The 25139-nt window shown below is 58.6% G+C and carries 16 protein-coding genes; 11 read left to right on the top strand and 5 right to left on the bottom strand.

Going from position 1 to position 25139, the window contains the following annotated elements; genetic code table 11:
- Positions 1 to 10: 10 nt before the first annotated feature.
- From JW799_RS23005 to JW799_RS22995, 3 genes are all read right to left on the bottom strand, one after another.
- A complete protein-coding gene (locus tag JW799_RS23005) occupies positions 11 to 1258 on the bottom strand; it encodes a glutamate-5-semialdehyde dehydrogenase (RefSeq protein ID WP_205431874.1) in 1248 nt (415 codons plus the stop codon).
- Positions 1259 to 1301: 43 nt separating this feature from the next.
- The gene (proB, locus tag JW799_RS23000; RefSeq protein ID WP_205431872.1) at positions 1302 to 2411 is read right to left on the bottom strand and encodes a glutamate 5-kinase; all 1110 of its coding nucleotides are present in this window, start codon (positions 2409 to 2411) and stop codon (positions 1302 to 1304) included.
- Positions 2412 to 2792: 381 nt separating this feature from the next.
- The gene (locus tag JW799_RS22995; protein WP_205431871.1) at positions 2793 to 3971 is read right to left on the bottom strand and encodes a pyridoxal phosphate-dependent aminotransferase; all 1179 of its coding nucleotides are present in this window, start codon (positions 3969 to 3971) and stop codon (positions 2793 to 2795) included.
- Between the two features lie 334 nt (positions 3972 to 4305).
- Here JW799_RS22995 and JW799_RS22990 point away from each other — a divergent pair, with 334 nt between their 5' ends.
- Complete coding sequence (locus JW799_RS22990; protein WP_205431870.1) at positions 4306 to 5124, top strand: carbon-nitrogen family hydrolase; 819 nt, start codon at positions 4306 to 4308, stop codon at positions 5122 to 5124.
- Here JW799_RS22990 and JW799_RS22985 read toward each other — a convergent pair whose 3' ends face one another.
- Complete coding sequence (locus tag JW799_RS22985; RefSeq protein ID WP_205431869.1) at positions 5125 to 6051, bottom strand: LysR family transcriptional regulator; 927 nt, start codon at positions 6049 to 6051, stop codon at positions 5125 to 5127.
- 166 nt (positions 6052 to 6217) lie between these two features.
- On the opposite strand from JW799_RS22985, the gene leuC reads away from it, so the two are divergent.
- From leuC to JW799_RS22965, 4 genes are all read left to right on the top strand, one after another.
- Complete coding sequence (gene leuC, locus JW799_RS22980; protein ID WP_080839806.1) at positions 6218 to 7639, top strand: 3-isopropylmalate dehydratase large subunit; 1422 nt, start codon at positions 6218 to 6220, stop codon at positions 7637 to 7639.
- A gap of 17 nt (positions 7640 to 7656) precedes the next feature.
- Positions 7657 to 8265, top strand: coding sequence for a 3-isopropylmalate dehydratase small subunit (leuD, locus tag JW799_RS22975; RefSeq protein WP_080839804.1), 609 nt, complete (start codon positions 7657 to 7659; stop codon positions 8263 to 8265).
- A gap of 174 nt (positions 8266 to 8439) precedes the next feature.
- On the top strand, positions 8440 to 9972 hold the full coding sequence (locus JW799_RS22970; protein ID WP_205431868.1) for an N-acetylmuramoyl-L-alanine amidase: 1533 nt from the start codon (positions 8440 to 8442) through the stop codon (positions 9970 to 9972).
- A gap of 13 nt (positions 9973 to 9985) precedes the next feature.
- A complete protein-coding gene (locus JW799_RS22965) occupies positions 9986 to 12697 on the top strand; it encodes an S-layer homology domain-containing protein (protein ID WP_205431867.1) in 2712 nt (903 codons plus the stop codon).
- Positions 12698 to 13282: 585 nt separating this feature from the next.
- Here the strand turns inward: JW799_RS22965 and JW799_RS22960 are convergent.
- Positions 13283 to 14203, bottom strand: coding sequence for a transposase (locus JW799_RS22960; RefSeq protein WP_080839798.1), 921 nt, complete (start codon positions 14201 to 14203; stop codon positions 13283 to 13285).
- Between the two features lie 470 nt (positions 14204 to 14673).
- Here JW799_RS22960 and nth point away from each other — a divergent pair, with 470 nt between their 5' ends.
- The 6 genes from nth to JW799_RS22930 all read left to right on the top strand — a co-directional run bounded on the left by nth (position 14674) and on the right by JW799_RS22930 (position 25090).
- The gene (nth, locus tag JW799_RS22955; protein WP_205431866.1) at positions 14674 to 15393 is read left to right on the top strand and encodes an endonuclease III; all 720 of its coding nucleotides are present in this window, start codon (positions 14674 to 14676) and stop codon (positions 15391 to 15393) included.
- On the top strand, positions 15390 to 18578 hold the full coding sequence (locus JW799_RS22950; protein WP_205431865.1) for a dynamin family protein: 3189 nt from the start codon (positions 15390 to 15392) through the stop codon (positions 18576 to 18578). Before nth ends, JW799_RS22950 begins: the two co-directional genes overlap by 4 nt.
- Complete coding sequence (locus tag JW799_RS22945; RefSeq protein WP_205431863.1) at positions 18563 to 19093, top strand: hypothetical protein; 531 nt, start codon at positions 18563 to 18565, stop codon at positions 19091 to 19093. The genes JW799_RS22950 and JW799_RS22945 overlap by 16 nt, the downstream gene beginning before the upstream one ends.
- A gap of 288 nt (positions 19094 to 19381) precedes the next feature.
- Positions 19382 to 21169 carry an ABC transporter ATP-binding protein gene (locus JW799_RS22940; protein ID WP_205431861.1) on the top strand — a complete coding sequence of 596 codons (1788 nt, stop codon included), beginning with the start codon at positions 19382 to 19384 and terminating at the stop codon, positions 21167 to 21169.
- Positions 21166 to 22965, top strand: a complete 1800-nt coding sequence (locus JW799_RS22935) for an ABC transporter ATP-binding protein (protein WP_205431859.1) — start codon at positions 21166 to 21168, stop codon at positions 22963 to 22965. Before JW799_RS22940 ends, JW799_RS22935 begins: the two co-directional genes overlap by 4 nt.
- 187 nt (positions 22966 to 23152) lie before the next feature.
- Positions 23153 to 25090, top strand: coding sequence for a stalk domain-containing protein (locus JW799_RS22930; protein ID WP_205431857.1), 1938 nt, complete (start codon positions 23153 to 23155; stop codon positions 25088 to 25090).
- Positions 25091 to 25139 lie beyond the last annotated feature (49 nt).

Genomic DNA, 25139 nt, shown 5'->3' with positions numbered 1-25139 from the left:
TTTTCATCTATTACTTGCGTATTTGACCGCTGCCGACGATTTTGAATTTCGTCGAGGTGAGGGCGGGCAGGCCCATCGGTCCGCGGGCATGCAGCTTCTGCGTGCTGATGCCGATTTCGGCGCCGAAGCCGAATTCGAACCCGTCCGTGAAGCGGGTGGACGCGTTGTGATACACGGCGGCCGCATCGACCTCCTGCAGGAAGCGCTCCGCATGTTCGGGCGTTTCCGTCACGATGCATTCGGAATGCTTCGTGCCGTATTTCCGGATATGCTCGAGCGCCTCATCCAAACGATCGACGATTTTGACGTTCAAAATGTAGTCGTTGTACTCGGTCGCGAAATCCTGCTCGGTTACGGCGTTCGCCCACGGCACGAGCTTGCGGACGCGATCGTCGCCGCGAAGCTCGACGCTGCTGCTCTTGAAGCTTTCGGCGAGGGCGGCCAAATGCGCCTCCGCGAATTCGCGGTGAACGAGCAGCGTCTCCATCGAGTTGCACACCGACGGGCGCTGCACCTTGGCGTTGAGCGCGATCGCTTCGGCCATCGCGGCCTTGGCGCCGGCGTCGATATACGTATGGCAAATGCCGGCTCCCGTCTCGATGACGGGCACGGTCGCGTTTTGCACGACGTTTTGGATCAGCGACGCGCCTCCGCGGGGGATGACGACGTCGAGCAGGCCGTTCAGCTTCAGCATTTCGTCGACGGACGCTCGGTTCGTGTCCTCGATCAGCTGCAGCGCTTCGGGAGGAACGGCCGTATCCGCGAGCGCCTTGCGGAGCGCTTCGACGATCGTCTTATTCGAGGAAATGGCCGCCGATCCGCCGCGCAGCACGACGGAGTTGCCGGTTTTCAGGCACAAACCCGCAGCATCGACCGTGACGTTGGGACGGGATTCGTAAACGATCCCGATGACGCCGAGCGGAACGCGGATTTTTTGAATGCGAAGCCCGTTCGGGCGTTCGATATGCTCCAGCTCGTCGCCGACCGGGTCCGGCAGCGCGACGACTTCGCGCAAGCCCTGCGCGATATCGGCGATCCGCTCCGGCGTCAGCTTCAGCCGGTCGAGCATGGAGGGAGCGGTGCCGTTTTCCCGGCCGCGGCGCAAATCCTCTTCGTTGGCCGCGAGAATGTCCGCTTCCGCGGCGATCAGCGCGTCGGCCATGCGCAGCAGGGCTTCGTTTTTTTGTTCGGTCGATAGTTTGTTCAACGTCGCGGCGGCGTCCTGCGCCAGTCCCGCTTTCGTTTTCACTTCGCTCATTCGGTTCGCCTCCTGTGGGAAATAGATCGTATCAAGTGCCTGATCATTGCTTGACGAGCGTCGTCACCCATTCGTCGCGGTGAACGACTTCGACCCGGGCGACTTCGACCCGCCGCAGCGCCTCTTCGCTGGACAGTCCGGCAACGGCGGTCAGCTGCCAGGCGTCGTAATTCGACACGCCGCGGCCGAGCGTTTTGCCTTCGGCGTTGGCCACCTCGACGACGTCTCCGGGGTGAAAATCCCCTTCGGCACGAAGCACGCCAGCCGGCAGCAGGCTGCATCCCTTGTGCAGCAGGGCGGCGACGGCTCCGTCGTCGACGATGATGCGTCCTTGCGGGACGGACAAAAAGCCGATCCACTGCTTTTTGGCCGGGAGCGAGTGCAGCGAGCCCGCAAAGTAGGTGCCCCGGCCGGTTCCGCCCGCCGCCGCGGCCAAATCGCCCGGCTCGGTGACCCGGCCGATAAAGGTGGCGACGCCGCCGCCCATCGCGATGCGGGCGGCTTCGATTTTCGAGCGCATGCCGCCGGTGCCGACCGCCGAACCGGCGCCGCCCGCGATTTTGTACAAGTCCTCGGAGATGACTTCGACCCGTTCGATGCGCCTCGCCTCGGGATCCTTGCGCGGGTCGGCGGTGTACAGCCCTTCGATGTCGGTCAAAATATACAGGCTGTCGGCCTTCGCCAAATTCGCGACGAGCGCCGACAAGGAATCGTTATCCCCGAATTTGAATTCGTCGACCGCGACTGTGTCGTTTTCGTTGATGATCGGCACGACCCGCTGCCTGAGCAGCTCTTCGATCGTCCGATGCGCGTACCTGGAGCGGGAGCGGCTTGCGAAATCCGGCCGGGTGAGCAAGATTTGCGCGGCGGAAATGCCGTGCTCCTCGAACGCTTCCTGGTATGCTCTCATCAGCAGCGCCTGGCCGACGGCCGCGGCAGCTTGCTTCTCGTGAATCTGCTTGGGTCGGACGGCATAGCCGATCTGCCGGAAGCCCGCGGCGACCGCGCCCGAGGTGACGAGCAGCACCTGGACGCCTTGCTTGTGCAGGGCGGCCAATTCGCCGGCGTAAAACCGGACGCGTTCGCCGCTGAGGCCTCCTTCGCTCGTCGCCAGCGAGCTGCTGCCGATCTTGACGACGATCCGTTGCGTCATGGAAAACAGTCCTTTCGCTCATAGCTTTCTTTCATCGATGCCATCGCATGCCGGTCGGAAAAACAAAAAAACTTTCGCCCTGAACTAAAGGACGAAAGTTGCCTTCCGCGGTACCACCTTCATTGATGCCGCCTTCACGCGCAAGGCCGCATCCGCTTGGATTCCCCGTAACAGAGGGAACTGTCCGGCTCGTCGCCGGCCGCTCAGGGCTGGGGGAAGCGGGGGGCAAGGCGAATTCTCGCAGCCAGGCGAATTCGCTCTCTGGACAGGCCCGTTGACGCTTCGTTTCCCTTCGTTGCGTTTACCGATCCGTCGCCGCCAAAATGGCGGCTTGCTTGTGAAAATAGCATAGCACGAGCGGCGCCGGTTGTAAAGGAACCGTCAGCGGAAAAGCCGCAGCCGGCCGATCCGCCGCGCGGCTTCCTCGAGCCGCTCCTCGGAGGCGAGAAGGCCCAGCCGCACGTAGCCTTCACCGTGCGTTCCGAAGCCGATGCCGGGCGCGACGACGAGATCGGCCTCCTCGAGCAGCAGATCGGCGAACGACGCGGACGTGTAGCCTTCGGGCACCGGCAGCCAGCAGAAAAAGGAGCCGGCCGGCTTCGGCGCGTTCCAGCCGAATTCGGCGAGCGCGTCGTACAGCGCGTTCCGGCGCCGCTCGTACGTCCGCACGAGCGACGCGACGCAGTCCTGCGGACCGGTCAGCGCCGCCGCCGCCGCTTCCTGGATGCCGCCGAACAGGCTGCAGTAATAGTGGTCCTGAATGAGATTCAGCATTTCGATCACGTCGCGGTTGCCGAGGGCGAAGCCGACCCGCCAGCCGGCCATGTTGTACGTTTTGGACAGCGTGTAAAACTCGATGCCGACCTCCTTGGCGCCCGGCGTTTCGAGAAAGCTGACCGGCCGCTTGCCGTCGAAGCCGATGGCGCCGTAGGCAAAGTCGCTGGCGACGACGATGCCGTTTCCCTCGGCGAATCGGACCGTATCCTCATAGAACGATTTCGTCGCGGTCGCGGAAGTCGGATTGTTCGGGTAATTGAGGAACATCAGCTTGGCTTTGGCCAGCGCGTCCGCCGGAATCGCTTCGTAATCCGGCAAAAAGCCGTTTTGCGCGAGCAGCGGCATGAACGCCATCGTTCCGCCCGCAAGGGCGACGCCCGACCAGTAATCGGGATAGCCGGGGTCGGGAACGAGCGCGACGTCGCCGGGGTCGAGCAGGCATTGGCTGATTTCGATCAGGCCGGTTTTGCCGCCGAACAGCACCGCCACTTCGGTTTCGGGGTCCAGCTCGACGCCGTAATCGTCTTTGTAACGCTTCGCGATCGCTTCCTTTAAAAAGGCGAAGCCGCGGAACGGCGGATATTTGTGGTAGAGCGGATTGTCGGCAGCTTGCTTCAAGGCTTCGACAATGTGCGGAGGCGTCGGCATATCCGGATTGCCCTGCCCGAAATTGAGCACGTCGCGGCCGGTTGCGGCCCGGGCGTTCGCTTTCGCGACGAGCGCGGCGAAAAATTGCTTCGGCAGCTCTTGAATGCGCTGCGCCGGCGTTATCGTTTTGACCATGGGTTCTATTCACACTCCAGCTAAGTTGAGACCGATTTTCCACGTCGCGCGTTGCCCGGCATGTGATCTCGACATTTTATCATGATAAATAATGAACTTCCGGAAGACAAGCGGGACTGAAATCGCATATTTTAAAATGTAGCATACGGCCTGAAGTTAAAGCAATCGGAAAAGAAGGAATAAAGGCGCTTGCCGCCGGGCTTCGAATTGCGCTACGATGAGTGCGTGCTGTGTTTGTTGCGTGCTGCGATGGTTGCACGCTGCGAAAGTTACGGTTCGTGGCGAATCGTCGCCATAGCCGCCATGAATGAACATCAAACAGGAGGACTGCCGAATGAGCAGCAAAATGCGCGTCGCGCTTGTTCAAATGCATATAGAAGCGGGAAACCCCGACCGGAATTTCGAGCGCGCGGAGCGGATGCTCGCGCAGGCCGTAACCGCGGATCCGAAGCCGGACGTCCTGCTCGTTCCGGAAATGTGGAACACCGGGTATGCGCTCGATCGGATCGGCGAGCTGGCGGATCCGGAAGGGGCCCGCACGAAGGCGTTCGTATCCGCGTTCAGCCGCCAGCACGGCGTCAACGTGGTTGCCGGATCGATCGCGAATCTCCGCGAAGGCGGGACGGACCGTTCCGGCCGCGTGACCAACACCGTCTACGTCTTCGACCGCAAGGGAGAAGTTACGGCGGAATATTCGAAAATCCATCTGTTTCAACTGATGGACGAGCATTTGCACCTGGAGGCGGGCGACCGGCCGGGACGATTCGAGCTGGAAGGGACCGCCGCGGCCGCGATGATCTGCTACGACATCCGCTTTCCGGAGCTGTCGAGAATGCTGGCGCTGGGCGGCGCGAAGGTGCTGTTCGTTCCGGCCGAATGGCCGCACCCGCGGCTCCACCATTGGCGGACGCTGCTGCAAGCGCGGGCGATCGAGAACCAGATGTACGTCGTCGCCTGCAATCGCGTCGGCAAAAGCGGGACGAGCGAGTTTTTCGGCCACTCCATGATTATCGACCCGTGGGGCGAAGTGATCGCCGAAGGCGGCGAGGACGAGACCATCGTGACGGCCGAGCTCGACCTGGCGCTTGTCGACGAAGTGAGGGGACGGATCCCGGTGTTTGCCGACCGCCGTCCCGCGCTGTACGAGATTTGATTAGCCGCCGCCGGAGCCGCTTCTCCCGCTTTCGGTGCCCCCGATGACGCGGCGAATCGTCGAGATGAACGCTTCCGCGGCATTGGACAAATAGCGGCCCTTCCGATAGGCGATGACGAGCGTGCGCGTCGGCGCGCCCAGGAGCGGCACATACTTGGGCGCGAGTCCCTGTCCCGACTGGCGGGTAACCATCTCCGGCACGAACGCGATGCCGAGGCCGGCGGCGACGAGCGATTGCACGGTCTCGATATTGCCGCTTTCGAAGGCGATTTTCGGTTCGAACCCCGCACCTCTGCACATGCGCAGCGAAATGTCCCGAAAGCCCTGCCCTTTTTTCAGCAGCACGAACGATTCCTCGCGCAGCTCTTCCACCGCGACGGGTTCGCCGGCGCGACGGGCGGCAAGGCGGTGTTCGGAAGGAACGGCGAGCAGAAGGCCTTCCTCCATGATCGGCTCGTACGTCAGCGCTTGCTCGACCAGCGGAAGCGACAGGACGCTGACGTCGGTCCCGCCGCTCGCGGTCAGCTGCTCGAGCTCCGCCGACGTTTCTTCGACGAGGGCGATTTCGATGTCCGGGTACGCGGCGCGAAAAGCGGGAATGACGAGCGGGAGCACGTGCGTTCCCGTCATCGGAAGGCTGCCGATGACGATCCGGCCTTTGCGCAAGTCCGCGATGTCTTCCATTTCGCGGCGCAGCTGCTCCGTCATGTCGACGATCCGCTGCGCCTTGTCGACGAAGACGGAGCCGGCATGGGTGAGCTCGACCGAGTTCGTGCTTCGCTTGAACAGCAGCACGCCGAGCTCCTTTTCCAGCTTGGACAGCTGCTGGCTGAGCGACGGCTGGGCGATGTGCAGCTTTTCGGCGGCGCGGGAAAAATTGCGCTCGGCCGCGATTTGAATGACGTACTGGAGCAAGCGGAATTCCATTTTCTTTCCTCCGGCGATCGAATAGTACCCATATTATAACATGGAACTATCAACCTTATAGATATTATATGTTGGAACAATGAGTGCCGCGGTGTTATGATAGAGTCATCTTAAACCTAATTGTTCACATAACGTTCACGAACAAGACCACGACGGGGTGAAAATCATGAGTAAAAAGACGATGTTCGAGAAAATTTGGGACAATCACGTCATCCACTCGGAAGAGGGGAAACCTAGCATTTTGTACATTGACCTGCATCTCGTGCACGAGGTGACGAGTCCGCAAGCGTTCGAAGGCTTGCGCATGAGCGGCCGCAAGGTTCGCCGTCCGGACCTGACGTTCGCGACGATGGATCACAACGTTCCGACCCGGGACCGTTTCAACATCAAGGATCCGATTTCCAAGCAGCAAGTCGACACGTTGACCAACAACTGCAAAGAGTTCGGAGTCAAGCTTTACGACCTGAACACGATCGACCAAGGCGTCGTGCACGTCATGGGGCCGGAACTGGGCCTCACGCATCCGGGCAAAACGATCGTCTGCGGCGACAGCCACACGTCGACCCACGGCGCGTTCGGCGCGCTCGCGTTCGGCATCGGGACGAGCGAAGTCGAGCACGTGCTGGCTACCCAGTGCTTGCAGCAGGCAAAGCCGAAGACGATGAAGGTTCGCTTTATCGGACAGCGTCCGACGGGCATTACGGCCAAAGACTTGATCCTCGGCCTCATCGCCAAATACGGCACCGATTTTGCGACCGGCTACGTCATCGAGTATACGGGCGAAGCGATTCGCGCCCTGTCGATGGAGGAGCGGATGACCGTCTGCAACATGTCCATCGAAGGCGGCGCCCGCGCCGGCCTGATCGCGCCGGACGAAACGACGTTCAACTACTTGCGCGGACGCGAGTACGCGCCGCAAGGCGAAGCGTTCGACCGCGCGGTCGAGCAATGGAAGCAGCTGGTCAGCGACGAAGGCGCCGAGTACGATGCGGTCGTCGATCTCGACGTCTCGACGCTCGTGCCGCAAGTTACGTGGGGAACGAGCCCCGGCATGGGTACCGGCATTACGTCGACCGTTCCTTACCCGGAACAGCTCCCGACGGAAAACGAACGCAAAGCCGCGGAAAAAGCATTGGAATACATGGACTTGAAACCGGGCACGCCGATGTCGGAAATCCCGATCGACTATGTGTTTATCGGTTCCTGCACGAACGGCCGGATCGAAGACCTGCGCGCCGCCGCGAAAGTTGCGAAAGGCTACAAAGTCAAGCCGACCGTGACCGCGATCGTCGTTCCCGGCTCCGGGCGCGTCAAACTGCAGGCCGAGAAGGAAGGTCTCGACAAGATCTTCATCGAAGCGGGCTTCGAATGGCGCGATGCGGGCTGCTCGATGTGTCTGGCGATGAACCCGGACGTGCTGAAGCCCGGACAGCGTTGCGCGTCGACTTCGAACCGCAACTTCGAAGGCCGCCAAGGCCGCGGCGGACGGACGCACCTCGTTTCGCCGGAGATGGCGGCAGCGGCAGCGGTTACGGGCAAGTTCACCGACGTCCGCAATTGGAAATTCGAATCCGAAGTAACGGCTTAAGAAAGGGGCACGGACAGATGCAACCATTTGACAAATTGACGGGCCTTGTCGCCCCGGTCGATCGCGTGAACGTAGATACGGACGCCATCATCCCCAAACAATTTTTGAAACGGATCGAACGGAGCGGCTTCGGCCAGTTCCTGTTCTACGAATGGAGATTCGACGAACAGGGCGCCACGATTCCCGATTTCAGCCTGAACTTGCCGCGGTTCCAGGGCGCTTCCGTCCTGATCTCCCGCGCCAACTTCGGCTGCGGCTCCTCTCGGGAGCATGCGCCTTGGGCGATTCTCGATTACGGCTTCCGCGTCGTGATCGCGCCTTCGTTCGCCGATATTTTTTACAACAACTGCTTTAAAAACGGCATTCTTCCGATCAAGCTGAGCGAAGAGCAAGTCGAGGAACTGTTCCAGAAGACGAACGCCAAGGAAGGCTACTCCCTGACGGTCGATCTGGAGAACAAACGGATTTCCGACGAAGACGGGCTGGCCATTTCCTTCGACCTCGACGAGCATCGCCGCCAGTTCCTGCTCCAAGGGCTGGACGACATCGGGCTTACGCTTCAGCATGACGACAAAATCGCGGAGTACGAGATGCAGCATAAGGCGCGGCTTGCCAATACGTTTTAATCACTCATAGGCCCTCTGTTCCCGGTTCGGCAGAAATCGGGACAAAGGGCCTTTTTTTCCTATTATTCTCGCAACTTTTACCTTTTATTCACGTCTAATTTTTCATGGACAAGCCCGGAGTGAGAACGCATTCTTCCGGTAGCTGAAAAGAGATTTCGTACACCGAGGTGAAGCATGAAAAATTGGACGTCCCTGTTGTTTGTCGCCATCGTCATGCTGTTCCTGACGGCTGGGGCCGCTACCGCGCAAACGGTTACCCCTAAGCTCATCCTGGACGGCAAAGTTTTGGAACCGACCGAACCGCCGCAAATTATCGGCAATTTTACGATGGTTCCGGTTCGGATCGTGACGGAAAATCTCGGGTATACGGTCGATTACAACAAAGACACGAAGCAAGTCACCGTCAATAACGGCACGTCGGTCGTCGTTATGACGATCGGCAAGAAGACCGCGACGGTCGACGGAGCGGAACAAACGATGCTGGCTTCGCCGGTCGCCAAGTCGAACACGACGCTCATTCCGCTGCGTTTTACCGGCGAGGCGTTCGGTCTGCAAGTGTATTGGGACAACGTCGCCAAGTCCGCGTTTCTCTACAGCGCGAACGGCAGCGGCGGAACGACCGGAGAGGAACCGGCCGAATCGCCTCCTCCGGACGGAGGAACGGTCGGGGTGGTCGACCCCGATGACGGAACCGGCGCGGGGGAAGCGCCCGGCGATAACGCCGGCGGAAGCGAAACGCCGGGCGGAGAGAACGGAAACGGCGGCGGGACCGTGACGAAGCCGTCCGCGAATACCGGCACGGTCAACGAAGTGCGGTTCGAAAACGAAGCCGTCATTTTTACATACGAAGGCATCCTTCAGCCCCGAATTTCTACGCTTACCGGTCCGGACCGGATTATCGTCGATATCCCGTATTCGGCATTCGGACCATCGTTTAGTCCCGGCTTTGCCGCCGATCCAAACGTTCAGGCCGGCGAGCTTGTCGTGGAAGGACACGCCGTATTGCAAAAAATCCGTTACTCCAAGTTTTCGGACGAACCGCCGACGCTGCGTTTCGTGCTCGATCTCACTCAGGCATCCGGATTCGAAATGACGAACGATCTGACGAGCCGGCAATTGAAAATCGCGTTGACGTCGCCGTCCGTGCAGGTGCCTTCGGCGCCGGAGAAATCCGCATATACGATCGTGATCGATGCCGGTCACGGGGGCTCCGATCCCGGCGCTTCGAGCATTACGAAAAAAAGGGAAAAAGATTTCAACCTGTCGGTCGTGCTCAAGCTGCAAGCGCTGCTCGCGACGGAATCTCGGCTGAACGTCGTGCTGACCCGTTCGGACGATACGTACCCGACGCTGGCGGATCGGGCGAATTTGGCCAACTCGATCGGCGCCGATTTGTTCTTGTCCGTGCACGCCAACAGCAATTCGCCTTCCATCAACGGCAGCGAAACGTATTATACCCGCGCGGACAGCAAAGCGTTCGCCGAAGCGATTCATCAATACGCCGTTCCGGCGGGCGGGTTGAAGGATAACGGGCTGCGCACGGCCAATTATTATGTAACGCGGGAAACGAAAATGCCCGCAGTATTGTACGAGGCCGGGTACCTGTCCAACGCCTCCGACGAGGCGCAATTGTTCACGGAGGATTTTCAAAACAGGTTGGCGCAAGGGCTGGCTACCGCAATCAAAACGTATTTGAATCTGGCATAAGGGAGAAGAGACGATGGCGCTCGCGGCAAACGGGAAAAAATGGGTTACATTGATCGTCATGCTGGCGCTCGTATGGACGGGAGCGGTGGCGGCTAGCCCGTCCGCTTCGGCGGCAACGACGCCGTTCAGCGACGTCCCCTCGGGGCACTGGGCGGAGAAGCATATCGCCAAGCTGGCATTGCAAGGAATCGTGAAAGGCAACGAAGGCAAATTCGATTTGAACGGTTCAGTTACCCGTCAGGATGCGGTTATCATGGCGCTGCGATTGCTCGGATTGGAAAGCGAAGTCGACAGCGATAAAGTCGTTGCCTATCCGAGCACGTTCCAGGTGAGCAATTACGCTAGCTCGTATGTGGATTACGCATTTACGCAAGGACTCATCAATCGAAACGAAGAATACGCATTGGCGGAAAAAGAGTCCGGATCTTCCTGGGGAGCAACGCCGGCTACCCGCGAATGGATCGCTCGGCTCCTCGTGCGCGCGGTCGGCAAGGAAGCGGATGCCGCAGCGGCAAAGGACCGGGCGACAACGTTCAACGATAATTCCGCCATCGACACGGCCTTGCTCGGCTACGTTAACGCTGCCGTAAGCCTGGGCCTGGTCAAGGGAACGGACGGCAACAAGTTCGATCCGAAAGGCAAGGTTTCCCGCGCGACGGCCGCGACCTTGATCAGCCGGGCCGAACCGTTGGTCGAAACGGCCTATCCCGGCCAGGCTTCGGGAATCTGGATCGGCATTTCGGCGGGTCAGCTCACGATGCTTCATGCGGACGGATCGATGACGACATATGCCGTTTCGGATAAAACGTTGTTCTCTCGCTTCGATTCGGAGAAGTTGACGTCCGTCGACAGCCTTACGCTGTACGGCAAGGCGCTCGTCATCGGCGACGGTGCCGGCGGCGCCGCTTACGTCGAGCAAACGGACGATACGCCCCAGGTCAAAACGGTCGAGGGCAAGCTGATCGTCGTCAATACGACGAAATATCAAGTTTCGCTGTTAAGCGGAGAAGAAGTGGCCACGTACGATTACGATCCGGAATTTCCGCCGGTCGTGACCGACGCGGAAAATAACGCCTTGCGGCTTGCCGATTTGCCGGCGGATGCAAATGTCAATCTGAGCATCGATGCCATTCGCCCGAACGGAAAAATCGTATCCATCTCGCTGGGCCAATCGACGGTCAACAAAAGCGGCCAAGGGACGGTCGTTTCGTGGGATGCGGCTAACCGGTCGCTGACCGTTAAAGACGAGACGACGGGAATTGCCGAGTCCCGTATGGCATCGGCCACCGCCAAATATCAGAAGGACGGCAATTATGTCGGCGCAGAAGTATTGAAAGTCGGCGACACGATTTCCTATGAGGTTTCGAACGGAGAAGTAACCTCGATCGTCATCACCAGTTCGCCTGCGGCCAGCACGATCGGCGGAACGATTTTTAAAGTCGATACGAGCGCCAAAACGATCCAGTACACGGAGACCGGAGACGACGAAGTCGTTCTCAAATTTTACGCCGACAACGTTGCGGTGAAAATCAACGGCTTGACGGATGCAACCGTCGCCGATCTGATGAGCGGCGACCTCGTGACGATGACGCTGAACGGGGAAGGCAAAGTGGCCTCCGTCGAAGTGAGCGACAGCACGGTCGTCAATATCGCCGGCGCGGTCGTCTCTTCTAACTATGACCCAGACTCAAAAGTTTTAACTGTCAAGGATAGTTCAGGAAATCCCAAAGCATTTTTTATTACTGATTCAACACGCTACTATATGGACGGCAACTTGATCGATGCCCAGGCCGCCGCCCTCATGCTCTATAAAAACAAAAAAATCGACATCGGCTATATCGACGATCGGGCCATCAAGATTACGTTTATCGCCAAGTATACGGGCACGGTGACCGCGAACAACACGACGACCAAAACGTTAACGCTGCAGCAATCCAACGGAACCTCGGTAACGATTCCGTACACGACGCCGATAGTCGAAATTTACGGTCAAACCTCGCCGACATTTTCCAATATCGCGGTTGGCGACACGGTATCGGCCATTCTCAATACGACGCAAGATTACGTATCGACGATCTACGTTCAACGGAAAGTCCAATTCGAAGTCGTTTCGGTCGATTCGGCGACGAACAAAATTGCGCTGAAATCCACTTCGGGCGTTACGAACGAGTGGACGCTCGGAACGGGCACGTCGTTCCTTGACGAGAACGGCAACGCGACCGGAATCGGCAAATTTGCCGCCGGTTCGTTCGCAACCGTCACGATGCTCGGCAATACGCCGACCGTTCTCAAATATGTGCCGACCGTTTACGGCAAAGTGACGGCCGTCGATTCCGCAACGGGCACGCTGCAAATTCAAACGAATTCCGGCGCCGTCGTATCACAATCGGTCGGAACGTCGCCAATCGTTTACAAGGATAGCGTCGTTCAATCCTCGCTTGCTTCCGTCCAAGTAAACGACCGCGTCGAAGTTCGCAAGGACGAGCAGGACCGCAACGTGGTAACGATCGTTCCCGGAGTCGCCAAAACGTTCTTCCGCTTCGACGGAAATCTTCTTTACTGGAAAGTAGCCTCCATCTCGGAAACGAACAATTTCGTCAGGCTTCATCCGCAAGCTTATCTTCACGACGCGAGCTCGACGCTGACGACGGGCAGCTTCATTAACGGCAACGCCATCACGATCTACACACTTCGCGGCCAAGCCGTCGAAGTAGTCAAGCAATAAATAGATAACTCGAATGCCAGCAAATCAGTTTAGCGGTCGGGTCCGGACAGCTCCGGGCTCGGCCGTTTTTCTTAGCGGTCGAACATTCGGCAACTGGACACTCGTTCATCGCTCGATGATCGTCGATAGCCTTTCGTAATTTGCCGCTCGATGATCGTCGTTTAATGTTTAATGTTTAATGTTTAATGTTTAATGTTTAATGTTTAATGTTCGCTTGTTCGATGTTCATTGTTCATTGTTCGTCCTTCTTCATTCAATATTCGTTGTTTGCCGTTCCGTCCGCTGTCCTCCGAATGCTATATTTTCTTTTCGCATGCTCTTATCCGTATCCCCTTGACTCAGAAAAAACGATCTTACTACCTCTATACTTCCTTAACTTCATTATTTATCTCATTCAATCCCCTTTAATTACCATAAATACCCCTTAGTTCCTTCCTTTTAATTTCGTGGGAAAGAGGGACTTATCGATACTGAGATGAGGAGGAAAAAAGGCGAAGCCAGGGAGGGACAAAAGGCGTAAAAATCTGCAAAAAGGCACAGTCATGGCTGTAATGGCTGTGTTCAAAGCAACGCCCGGTTACGATTTTAAATTGCGGTTTTGGACCTTTGATTCGAAAATTGCCTCAGCCTGCGATAACGAGCAGAAGCGTTAGAGCCCGTAAGCTTCGGATAGGTAACGGTCTTGAAGGCTGCGCAGTCCTTTAAGAGGCAGTCAAGGCGGGTATCGGTTTTTCGGTTTTGCATGTAGCAAAAATGATCCAGATAAGCCTGAAAGTGCTTGGAGCCAAGCATGCCGAATCGGCCCATAAGCCAACATTCAGCACGCCATCCCAGCCGCCTCAGATTTCTCTTGGAATCGCTTTGATTTGCGGGGGTGAAAAGCACGCAATTCGCGTTTTGATCGACATATTCGTCAATAAATAGTTTTTCGTCCCATCGAGAGGCCCGAAAAGCGTTAACGGATTTAGGCTGAATTTTGATTTTCAAATGTAAGGCGCGCTCTTCCGAATCCATCGATGCCCCGATAATAATGGGGTGTTCGTGTTCGTCTAGCGTTGCGAAGAAGTGCCGTTTTTCGCCATAAATGGCGCTCATGATATGCACGTTTCCGTTCAACAAAAATTCCGCGTCTCTCCGACTCATCGCGAAACGCAATTTGTGGCAAATCAGCCAGGCTGTTTTATATGTAACGCCAAGAATATCCCGCAGCGACATCGCATTAATCCCGCCGGGACGGCAATGAAGAAAAATTGCTTGAAACCATAACCGAAGCTCCGTTTTGCTTCCTTCCATAATCGTGCCCGCGATGAGGGAAGTCTGGCTGCGGCAAGATCTGCACTGATAAAGAGGGAGACGGCGAGTAGAAATAGTATAGGCGCTGGAATGACCGCACTTGGGACAGCGGAATCCGTTCGGCCATTTGAAGCGATACAAGGCGGCAATGCATTGATCCTCCGTGCGAAATTGTCGGCAAAATTGCTCGAAAGCCAGTTCTTCCTCCAACATGCTCTCATCGCTCCCTCCATTTTTTACAAACGGGAACAAATGTTCTGATTTAAATATACCAAACAAACGTTCTTGTTTCAAGGGTTAAATGGAATGAAAAGGTGTGAAAAATCGGCTTGATCGAGGCATGGAATATAAAAAATTTTTGCGCAGCGGCAAGTTCTGAAACAAGGGGATACGGATAAGCGTCAACTGTTTGAATATTGGTCCCCTTCGCTGAACGATGGGGATGCAGATAAGCGTCACCCGTTCGAATATTGGGCACCTCCCGCTGAACGATGGGGATACGGATAGGCGTTCAACCGTTCGGATACTGGCGCACGCCCTCTGAGCGAAGGGGATACGAATAAGCGGGGGGATGGGAAGGTATATCCGACTTGACACGCGATGCTTGTCGATCCGCCCAAGTTCCGGTACACTTTCTTTATGAAAATGAACGTCGCTTTTCACGTGAAGAAGGAGCCAGTTGCATGAATGCCGCTAAAATGAGACACATTCTGGACGTCATCGCGGAGATGTTCCCGGACGCGCACTGCGAGCTGAATCATCGCAACCCGTTCGAATTGACGATCGCGGTGCTGCTTTCCGCCCAATGTACGGATGAAACGGTGAATAAAGTCACGTCGACGCTGTTCGAAAAATATCGTAATCCGGAAGACTATTTGAGCGTTCCGTTGGAAGAGCTGGAAAACGATATTCGCCGCATCGGGCTTTTCCGCAACAAGGCGGCCAACATACAGAAGCTTTGCCGGCTGCTGATCGACCGTTTCGGCGGGGAGGTTCCGAGCGACCACGAGTCGTTGACGCAATTGCCCGGAGTCGGGCGGAAAACGGCGAATGTCGTGGTGTCCAACGCCTTCGGCGTTCCGGCTATCGCCGTGGACACCCACGTGGAACGCGTCTCCAAACGGCTGGCCGTGGCCAAGCCGGACGATTCGGTGCTGGAGGTCGAAAAGAAACTGATGAAGCTGGTGCCGCGGGAGGAATGGACGCTCACGCACCATCGGCTTATCTTTTTTGGAAGATATCATTGCAAGGCGCAAAATCCGCAGTGCGATGTTTGCGCTTTGCTTGACGTTTGCCCGGACGGGAAAAAGAGAATGAAAGAGCGCAGCCGCAAGACGTCGGCCAAAGGGCAGCCCAAAACGGCAGCCGCAGCCAAGAAAGCGCAAGGAGGCGAGGCCCTGTGAACGGAATAAGCGAACGCGTGTATGCGGATATTTTGCGAGAAATGGCCGACAAAGCGGCGGCCGGCGGAGACGCTCTTTTAAAGGAAAAATATGACGAGTTGGCGAAAAAGGCGGCGCAGGGAAACGTTACGCTTGCGTTTTGCGGCCATTTTTCGGCGGGGAAGTCGACGCTCGTCAACGCCCTGTGCGGAGAGCGGCTGCTTCCGTCCTCGCCGATTCCGACGAGCGCGAACGTCGTGACGATCGCCAACGGGAAGCCCGCGGCGCGCGTCGTTTTTCGCGCGGCCGACGGCACGGTGACCGCGAAGCCGGAGCTGCCGGTGGAACAGCTGAAGGATCTCGCGATCGACGGAGAAGGGGTAGCGTCGATCGACGTCACGTATCCGATTCCGCTGCTGGGCGACCATATGGCGTTCGTCGATACGCCGGGGGTCGACTCGACCGACGGCGCGCACCGGGCGGCAACCGAATCGGCCCTTCACCTGGCCGATGTGGTGTTTTTCGTTACGGACTATAACCATGTGTTGTCGGAAGTGAATTTTCGTTTTTTGCGAACCTTGCATCGGTGGGGAAAACCGACCTACCTGATCGTCAACCAGGTCGACAAGCATCGGGAACGGGAAGTGGCCTTCCGCTCGTTCCGCGAAGGGGTGCTGCAGGCGCTTGCGAATTGGCGAATCGAAACGGCCGGCGTCCTGTTTTTGTCCTTGCGGGAGCCCGATCATCCGTTATCGCAATGGAACGAACTGATTCGCGTGATCGAAGGCCTGAAGCCGCTTCGCGAGGAGCTGCTGCTGCAGAGCGCGGATCGCTCCGCCCGGCATTTGGCGGAACAGCTTCGCGAGAACGCAAGGCAGCGGCATCTTATCGAGCGGGAATCGCTGCTGGAGCGTTTGGGCGGGGAGGAAGGCGCGCGGCTTGTCGCGAAAAGACGCGAGGAGCTCGAGTTGAAGCTTTCGTCTTTGCGGGCGGAAACGGAAAAGCGCAGGGACGGATTCAGAAGCGAACTGGATAAACTGCTGAGCAATGCGAATCTGACGCCCGCGGAAACGCGGGAGAAGGCTCGTCTCGCGCTGGAAAGCATGCAGCAAGGCTTTAAGGCGGGCTGGTTCGCCGGCGCCGCGAAGACGGAAGCGGAACGGCAGCGCCGATGGAACGAGCTGGCGACCGATTTCAATTCGCAGCTCGGGGCGAATTTGCTCGGCCATGTGCGCAATTTGCTGCGCAAGGAAGCGAAGCTTGCCGGAAGGGAAGGAGCGGCGCTCGAAGCCGAGCTCGCGACTGCTTTTCCGGAAGCGACCGCCGAATGGATGCGGGAGCGGGTAAAGCCCGGCGTCGGGGCGGACGGCCAGGCGACGCTGTACTTTGCCGCCGAATTGAGCTCCGAGCGGAAGGCGTCCGTTCGCAAGGAGGCGCTGCGGTTTTACGGCGGGCTGGAGGAGGCCCGGGAGCCGCAGCGCCTGGCGGCGGAGCGGGAAGCCATGCGGGAAATCGAAGCGCTGGCGCAGCAGGAACAGTGGGCAAGGCGACTCGAGGAGCTGGCGCGGCAGGAACGGGAAGCGGAAGCGGAGCTGCTGGCGATGCTGCCCGAGCCGAGCGCGCTTGCGCCAGGCTTGCTGCCCCGGCCGGAGGCTCCCGATCTTGCGGAAAGCGCGGCGAAGCTGCAAGCGGCGGATGAAGGAAGCGCCGCGGCGAACGGGCCGGGAGCGAATGCCGAGGCTCCGTCGGGGCTTGAAGCTGGATCGACGCGGCCGACAGGGCAGTCGGATGAAGGAGCCGCCGGCGAGACCGGCGGAGACGCCTTGAGCGGGGCGAAGGAAGCGGCGGCGCTGCTTGCCGCCGCAGCCGAGCTGCTGGAGCCGCTGCCGCCGCTGCGCAAACAGGCGGCGAGCCTGCGCGCGAAGGCGGAGAGATTCCGCGAGAGCCGGTTTACGATCGCGCTGTTCGGCGCGTTCAGCGCGGGCAAATCGTCCTTCGCGAACAGTCTCGTCGGCCTGCCAGCGCTGCCGGTTTCGCCGAACCCGACGACGGCGACGATCAACCGCATCGTGCCGCCGGCCGAGTCGTTCCCTCACGGCACGGCGCGAATCCGGATGAAGTCCGCCGAGGATATGCTGGACGACATCCGCCATTCGCTTCATCGGCTCGGCGTCGCGGAGCCGGATATCGCGGCGGCCGGAGACGATGCGGGAGCGCTGCTCGCGCTGGCGAGCCGAATGTCGCCGGATGAGCTCCATCCGCGCGGGCGGCCGCACCTTGCGTTTCTGAACGCGGCTGCGGCCGGATGGCCGCGCTACGGGGCGCTGCTCGGCCGTGAGCTGAAGGTCGCCGAAGAAGAGTATCGCCGGTACGTGGCCGAAGAGGAGGCTTCGTGCTTCGTCGCGTCGGTCGATTTGCACATCGACGCGCCTCTCACCCGCAGCGGCGCGGTGCTGGTGGATACGCCGGGGGCGGACTCCATCAACGCGCGCCATACGGGCGTCTCGTTTCAATATATTAAAGACGCCGACGCCGTTCTTTTCGTCACGTATTACAATCATGCGTTCACGGAGGCGGACCGCGGCTTTTTGAATCAGCTGGGCAGCGTCAAGGACGCATTCGAACTGGATAAAATGTTTTTTATCGTCAACGCGGCCGATTTGGCGGCTTCCGAGGAGGAGTTGCAGGCCGTCCTCGGCCACGTGGAGGCGCAACTGCTCAAGCACGGCATTCGCAAGCCGCGGCTGTTCCCCGTCTCCAGCCTGAAAGGGCTGGAGGCAAAGCTGTCGCGCTCGGACGAAGGCATGCGTTCCTCCGGCCTCGCCGCGTTCGAGACGGCGTTTCACCGTTTCTCGCGGGAAGAGCTCGGCGGTCTTGCGGTTCAGGCCGCGCACAAGGAGCTCGACCGGATCGATTCGCTTATGGCCCGGATCGTCCGGTCGGCGAGCGAGGACGCGGCGGCACGGCAAGCCCGCAGCCGGAAAATGCTGGAGGAGGCATCCGACCTTAAAGCTCGGCTGCTTCGCTCGATGAACGATACGGCCGTCCAGCCGCTCGTCCAGGAGACGAACGATCAGCTGTACCATTTGCGCCAGCGGGTGCGGTACCGGTTCAACGATTTTTTTGCCGCGGCGTTTCATCCGTCGGTTTTGCAGGATGACGGCCGCGACCTGAAAAAGATGCTGCTCGCTTGCTGGCGGATTTGAAGCGCAGCGTAGGGGAGGACCTGCTTCAGGAAATGCGCGCGGCGGGGCTGCGTTTGGAAGGAACGCTGCACAAGCGCATTTCGGAAAGGGTGGCCGAGGAAGCCGCCCGCGCCGATCTGGACGGGTTTTCGCCGGAGCAGCCGCCGAAGCCCGAATTGACGCTGCCGATGGCCGATCCGCTGGAGGCGGCTCAGGCGCCCGACAGCCGCCGGTTGTGGAACGCGTTCCGCAGCCCGAAGCATTTTTTCGAGAAGGATGGCCGGACTGCGCTTCGTTCCGAGCTGGAAAAAGAGCTCTTCGAAGCGGCGGACCGGGCGCTCGCCGAAACGAAGGAGCTGTGGAGCGCAAAGGTGGAGGAGGCGTTTGGCGCTTCCCTGCTGGCGGCGGCGGACGGAGCGGTCGCCGAGCTCGCGGCGTTCGCGGAGGGAATCGAGCAAGCGCTCGGGGAGCCGGGCGAGGAGCGGATGTGGGCGGAAATTCAACAAAAATGGGCCGTCCTGCGATCGGCAAAATAGGGCGGCCTCGGCCAAAGGAACGGGGTGCGCATAATCAGGCTTCTTCCCGAAAATAACGATCGGGAAGGGGCCTTTTCTTTCGTTTTCGGCATTTTGCACCCGCTTTCACATCAAATAGGGGATATCGTGGCTTAAATCCGATCATATGGGAGATTTTAACTCGTTCCGGGCCGCTCAGCCGCGTTCGTTCCGGCTTGCGGACGATATTCCCCTTTTCTGCCGTTTGAAGGGGTGTGACGATCCTGTTACACTTCCGAGGTAACGACCAACAGGGAGGTCAGTCGACAATTGGATATTTTCCGAGGTTTAAAGGCGTATTTTTGGCAGGACAAAGGATTTCTCGCAGGATCGGTGCTGGGCTTGGCATTCGCTACCGCGCTCGGGCTCGTGTATCCGCTTTTGCTGGGCGTATTGATCGACGACATGATCGTCGTAGGGCAATACGACGGGCTGGTGGGACTTGCCCTGGGGGCGGTCGGCCTTGTCGTCCTCAAGGCGTCTTTTCAGTACGTTCACGGGTTCAGCGGAGGCAGGCTCGGCAACAGACTGGCATACCGACTGCGCAATGCGAGCTACGAAAAACTGCAAAAGCTTTCTTTCTCGTTTTACGATTCCGCCAGAACCGGGGATTTGATGTCCCGCTTGACGGCGGATATCGAAGGGATCCGCAACTTTATCGGTTTCGGCTTCGCGCAATTGCTCAATACGTTTTTCCTGCTCGTATTCGGATTCATCATGATGGCAATTATCGATTGGCCCCTGACGTTATTGATTCTCGCGCTAATTCCGGTCATCGGCTTCGTCGCGATCCGGTTCGAACAGCAGATCCATCCGGTATTTCGTTCGATCCGCGCGGCCATCAGCAGCCTGACCGTCAGCGTTCAGGAAAACATTATGGGCGTTCGCACGGTCAAATCGTTTGCGAGCGAAGACCATGAAATGAAAAAGTTTTCGACCGGCAACGAAAAATACCGGGACAACCATTTGCATCTTGCCGGCGTATGGGCGAAATATTTTCCGATTATCGAATTTCTCGCCAATATTTGCGTGGCCGTGCTCATTCTGGTCGGCGGCCTTCGGGTCATCTACGGGGCGATGACGCTCGGCGACCTGATTTCGATGAATTTCATGCTCGGCATGATCGTGGCGCCCTTATGGAACCTTGGCTTCCAAATCAACAACTATACGCAATCGAAGGCGGCCGGGGAGCGTCTTTTGGAGCTGCTTCATAAGCCTTTCGCGATTCGCGACAACGACCACCCGGTCCGGCTGGAAGGAGACGCCGTCAAAGGGCACATCCGCTACCAGAAAGTCAGCTTCCGGTATCCGAATCACGATCACCAGCCGGCCGCGCTGATCGACTTCAATCTCGACGCGTCTCCGGGCTCCGTCATCGGGTTCCTGGGCGGAACCGGTTCCGGCAAATCCACGATCGTCCAACTGCTCCTGCGCGCGTACGACGTCGGGGAAGGGGCGGTCACGCTGGACGGCGTCGACGTTCGCGACTGGGAGCTCGAAACGCTGCGGAAGCAGACCGCGATCGTCTTTCAGGAAACGTTTTTGTTTTCGACGACGATCAAGGAAAACCTCTCCTACGGGCGCTCGGACGCGTCGATGGAGGAAATCGTCGAAGCCGCGAAGCTGGCCCAGGCGCACGATTTCATCATGGAGCTGCCGGACGGCTACGACACGATCGTCGGCGAGCGCGGCATGGGGCTTTCCGGCGGCCAGAAGCAGCGGATCGCCATCGCCCGCGCGCTGCTCGTAAGGCCCAAGGTGCTGATCCTCGACGATTCGACGAGCGCGCTCGACATGGAAACCGAGCATCAAATCCAGCTCGCGCTGCGCAAGGTGATGGCCGGCCGGACGACGTTCGTCATCGCCCACCGCATTTCCTCCCTGCGGAACGCGGACGAAATCGTCGTGCTGGATCGCGGCCGCGTCGTGCAGCGCGGCAAGCACGAGCAGCTGATCCGCGTGCCGGGGCTTTACCGGGAGACGTACCGCATCCAGTATGCGGATCGGCCCGAAGAGACGGAGAACGCCTCCGAGAATACGAGGAGGGTGACGGGATGAGCCGGCAGTTTTTATACCAGGACGACGTACTCATTGAAAAATCGTTCAACTGGAAGCAAATGGGGCGTTTGTTCACGTTCGTCAAGCCATACCGAAAGGAAGTGATCCGGGTCGCCTTCGTCATGACGGTGTTCGGCATGCTGACCCGGCTCGCGATACCGCTTGTCATCAGCTTCGCGATCGACAAGGCGCTCGACGTCACGGGCAACGGAGGCCGCATTCCGCTGCTGTATATTCTGGTCGCGACGATGCTCGTCCTTTACGGGCTTCGGTGGTGGGCGCAACAATATACGATACGCCGCACGAACGAAATCGGTCAAAACGTGATTTTCGATCTTCGGGAAACGCTGTTCAAGCATATTCAAAATCTTTCGTTCCGGTTTTTCGATAAACGACCGGCCGGTTCGGTGCTCGTCCGGGTGACAAACGACGTCAACTCGCTGCAGGATTTGTTCAGCAACGGCGTCGTCAACTCGGTCATCGACATCGTCCAGCTTTGCGGCATTACCGTCATTTTGCTCGTGCTCGAACCGAAGCTCGGCCTTGCGGTCATGATCACGGTTCCGCTCATGTTCATCGTGTCTTCCTCGCTGCGCAAGCGGATGCGCTTCGCCTGGCAGACGGTGCGGATCAAGCAGTCCCGGATCAACTCGCACTTGAACGAAAGCATTCAGGGGATTCGCGTGACGCAGGCGTTCGCCCAAGCGCAGGAAAATACCGAATTTTTCGAAGGGATGAACAACAGCAGCATTCGTTCCTGGAACCGGGCATCGGCGCTCAACCAGCTGTTCGGCCCGATCATCGAAGTGACGTCCGCCGTCGGAACGCTCATCCTGCTGTTGTACGGCACGCATTTGATTCGAACCGACGCAATCACGGTCGGGGTTCTGGTCGCCTTTTTTTCCTACGTAAGCAACTTTTGGGAGCCGATTACGCGGCTCGGGCAAATGTACTCGCAATTGCTGATCGCGATGTCTTCCGCGGAGCGGATTTTCGAGTATTTGGACGAAAAGCCGGTCGTCGCGGAACGTCCGGACGCCCGCGAGCTGCCTGCGGTAACGGGCCATGTCCGGTTCGACCAGGTGGAGTTCGGCTACGAAGCGGACCGGCCGGCCTTGCGAAGCATCGATCTCGACATCAAGCCGGGCATGACGGTCGCGCTCGTCGGCCATACCGGCTCGGGCAAGAGTACGATCGTCAATCTGCTTTGCCGATTTTACGACACGGTGAAGGGCCGGGTGCTGATCGACGGAATCGACGTTCGGGACGTCAAGCTCGACGACCTTCGCTCGCAAATCGGCATCGTCATGCAGGATACGTTCATCTTCTCGGGCACGATTCGCGACAACATCCGCTACGGTCGTCCGGACGCGACGGACGCCGAGGTCGAAGCGGCGGCGCGCTCGGTGCGCGCGCACGACTTTATCGCGAACCTGCCCGACGGCTACGATACGGAAGTGCAGGAACGCGGCAGCGCCTTGTCGATGGGGCAGCGCCAGCTGCTGTCGTTCGCGCGGGCGCTGCTCGCAGACCCGCGCATCCTGATCTTGGACGAAGCGACGGCCAGCATCGACACGGAGACGGAGCTTCGCATCCAGGAAGCGCTCGGCACGCTGCTGGAAGGGCGCACGTCATTCATCGTCGCGCACCGGCTGTCGACGATCCGCCATGCGGACCTGATCGTCGTGCTGGACCACGGCGTGATCGTCGAGCAGGGCAATCACGAGCAGTTGATGCGCCACGGCGGCCATTATCGCGGCCTGATCGACGCGCAGTACCGATTTTTGTCCGCTTGACCTTGACCGTTAGGGTTCAAGATGAAACGAAGCCTCGCCTTTTGCGGCTCGGATGCTGCAAAGGGCGAGGTTTTTTTGCCGCGGCGCGACTTGGAATAGGATATTCATACCAAAAAAATAGTAGAAAGGTCGCGAATCTAGTGTTACAATTTTCTGGTTGAGCTAGAAAAAGGGAGAGATAAGTCGAATGAGTAAAGTGAAACGGGTGCTCGCCGCCGCCATGCTGTCGGCCGCCGTTATCGGGCTTGCCCCCGCCGTGTCTTCGGCGGCGGACGAGCAGCGAATTGTCGATGTCGCAGGCAACGCGCTGCTTATGGAGGACGGCTCGCTATGGATCGACAATTTGATGGGGCCGGTCCGACACAAGCTCGATTTGACGGAGATTGCCGGCATGGACGGGTACGGTTACGGTTTGACGAAGAATGGCGAACTCGTCACGTGGGCGAGCATCGGCAAGCCGGAGATCGATCCCGACCTGACGGGCATCAAGCAGTTGAACGCTCGCGGATTCGCGCTGAAAAGCGACGGCACCGTCTGGAGCGGCGCCGGCAAAATCGACGGCATGACGGGGGTCGTCCGAATATCCGAAGATAACGGGCTTGCGGCTCTTACCGAGGATGGGCGCCTGCTCGGCGTCGGCGCGAAAAATTTGAAAGCGACGGTCCCGAATCCGCAAAACGTATCCATGATCGCCAGCGCGGGGGATCGTGCGGCGGTCCTCGACAACGACGGGGAAATCACGCTGTATGAAGGGTTTAATTTCGGCGCGGACACGTTCGAGCTGATTCCGACGAAGCTGGCCGCTCCGGCTGCGGCGCATGTCGCTTATGCCGCCAACGACATTCTGATCGTCACGCTGAAGGACGGAACGGTGTGGACGAACGGGGCGTACCAGGAACGGTACAAGCTGACCAAACAGATCGAAGGCATCGGACAAGCCGAAATGACCGTTCCGTACGGAGACGAAGAGCAATTTTCCTTTTACGCGAAGCGGACGGACGGCACATGGGTCCGTTACGAGAACGGCGAAATCGGCGAATTGAAATCTCCTTACGTCGCGTCGATCGAAGTCAACGTTTCGCAATCGGCCGTTCTCGTCGGGGATGCGGTCAAAATCGACATCGCCGAGAAATATTCCAACGGCGCGTTAAAGAAAATACCGCTGTCCGAAGCGAACGTGGCCATCGACAAGCCTTACCTTTTGAAAATACAGCCCGACGGCACGCTGAAGGCGCTCGGGGTAGGCGAAGCGAAAGTCACCGTAACTTCGGGCAGCGCCTCTAAAACGGTGTCCGTGTCGATCGGCGGAAAGAGCGCCTTGCAATTTTCCGTCGTGAAAGACGGCATCGTCTATTTGCCGGTCCAATCGACGTTTAAAGCGCTCGGCGGCACTAGCGCCTATGCGGCAACCAGCAAAACGTTCTCCATACGGGTCGGAGACACTCCCGTCACGTTGACGCTTGGCAGCACGACCGCCGCCGTAAACGGGAAAAAAATCAAGCTCAAGGCGGCACCGAGAACGGAAAACGGCATGGCCGTGTTTCCGGCCCATTTGCTCGCGGACGCGTTCGGCGCCAAAACGGCCTGGGACTCCAAGCTGAAGCAGGCGACCGTTTCGTTCGGCCAAGCAAGCTTGACCGTCGTTTCGGCCGAAACGGCGGGAATCGTGAAGAAGGCCGCTCAAGGCAGCCTTTCCCGGTTTATCGGCCGCACGTATTGGGTGAATTATTTTCAACAGTGGGACCGTTTCATGAAGGTAACGGTAGCGGATATCGTCCCTGACGATACGGGATATTTCAGCATCGTATTCAAGAGCGCGTCGGGTAAGTCGTATACGTCGTACGCGATGCCTGCTTCCAACGTCGAAGATCTGTTTGCGGACAGCTATTATTTTTTGAATTACGATCCGTATAAAAAATACAACTGGTCGCAAGCGGTCTGGACGCAAATCAAGTCGGGCCAGATTTCCGCGGGCATGACGAAGGAGCAGGTCCTGCTCTCCTGGGGAACGCCCGTCACGAAGAGTACCGTGACCGGCAGCGGCACGACGGTCGAAACGTGGGGCTACCCGAGCTTCAACTTCGTTTCGTTTGTCAACGGCAAGGTGACGTTGATCGTCAATTAAGGAAAATCCGAGATCAAACAAGGAAAAGCTGAAACTGTCGCGGCCCGTC

This window comes from Cohnella algarum (assembly GCF_016937515.1).
Taxonomy (GTDB): domain Bacteria; phylum Bacillota; class Bacilli; order Paenibacillales; family Paenibacillaceae; genus Cohnella; species Cohnella algarum.
Note: the sequence above shows the minus strand (reverse complement) of the source record. Positions and strands in the feature narration are given on the sequence as shown.

What these genes read in the sequence shown, in the direction of transcription:
- JW799_RS23005 (WP_205431874.1), bottom strand. Translation starts at nt 1,258, where the DNA reads ATGAGCGAAGTGAAAACGAAAGCGGGACTGGCGCAGGACGCCGCCGCG.
- proB (WP_205431872.1), bottom strand. Translation starts at nt 2,411, where the DNA reads ATGACGCAACGGATCGTCGTCAAGATCGGCAGCAGCTCGCTGGCGACG.
- JW799_RS22995 (WP_205431871.1), bottom strand. Translation starts at nt 3,971, where the DNA reads ATGGTCAAAACGATAACGCCGGCGCAGCGCATTCAAGAGCTGCCGAAG.
- JW799_RS22990 (WP_205431870.1), top strand. Translation starts at nt 4,306, where the DNA reads ATGAGCAGCAAAATGCGCGTCGCGCTTGTTCAAATGCATATAGAAGCG.
- JW799_RS22985 (WP_205431869.1), bottom strand. Translation starts at nt 6,051, where the DNA reads ATGGAATTCCGCTTGCTCCAGTACGTCATTCAAATCGCGGCCGAGCGC.
- leuC (WP_080839806.1), top strand. Translation starts at nt 6,218, where the DNA reads ATGAGTAAAAAGACGATGTTCGAGAAAATTTGGGACAATCACGTCATC.
- leuD (WP_080839804.1), top strand. Translation starts at nt 7,657, where the DNA reads ATGCAACCATTTGACAAATTGACGGGCCTTGTCGCCCCGGTCGATCGC.
- JW799_RS22970 (WP_205431868.1), top strand. Translation starts at nt 8,440, where the DNA reads ATGAAAAATTGGACGTCCCTGTTGTTTGTCGCCATCGTCATGCTGTTC.
- JW799_RS22965 (WP_205431867.1), top strand. Translation starts at nt 9,986, where the DNA reads ATGGCGCTCGCGGCAAACGGGAAAAAATGGGTTACATTGATCGTCATG.
- JW799_RS22960 (WP_080839798.1), bottom strand. Translation starts at nt 14,203, where the DNA reads ATGTTGGAGGAAGAACTGGCTTTCGAGCAATTTTGCCGACAATTTCGC.
- nth (WP_205431866.1), top strand. Translation starts at nt 14,674, where the DNA reads ATGAATGCCGCTAAAATGAGACACATTCTGGACGTCATCGCGGAGATG.
- JW799_RS22935 (WP_205431859.1), top strand. Translation starts at nt 21,166, where the DNA reads ATGAGCCGGCAGTTTTTATACCAGGACGACGTACTCATTGAAAAATCG.
- JW799_RS22930 (WP_205431857.1), top strand. Translation starts at nt 23,153, where the DNA reads ATGAGTAAAGTGAAACGGGTGCTCGCCGCCGCCATGCTGTCGGCCGCC.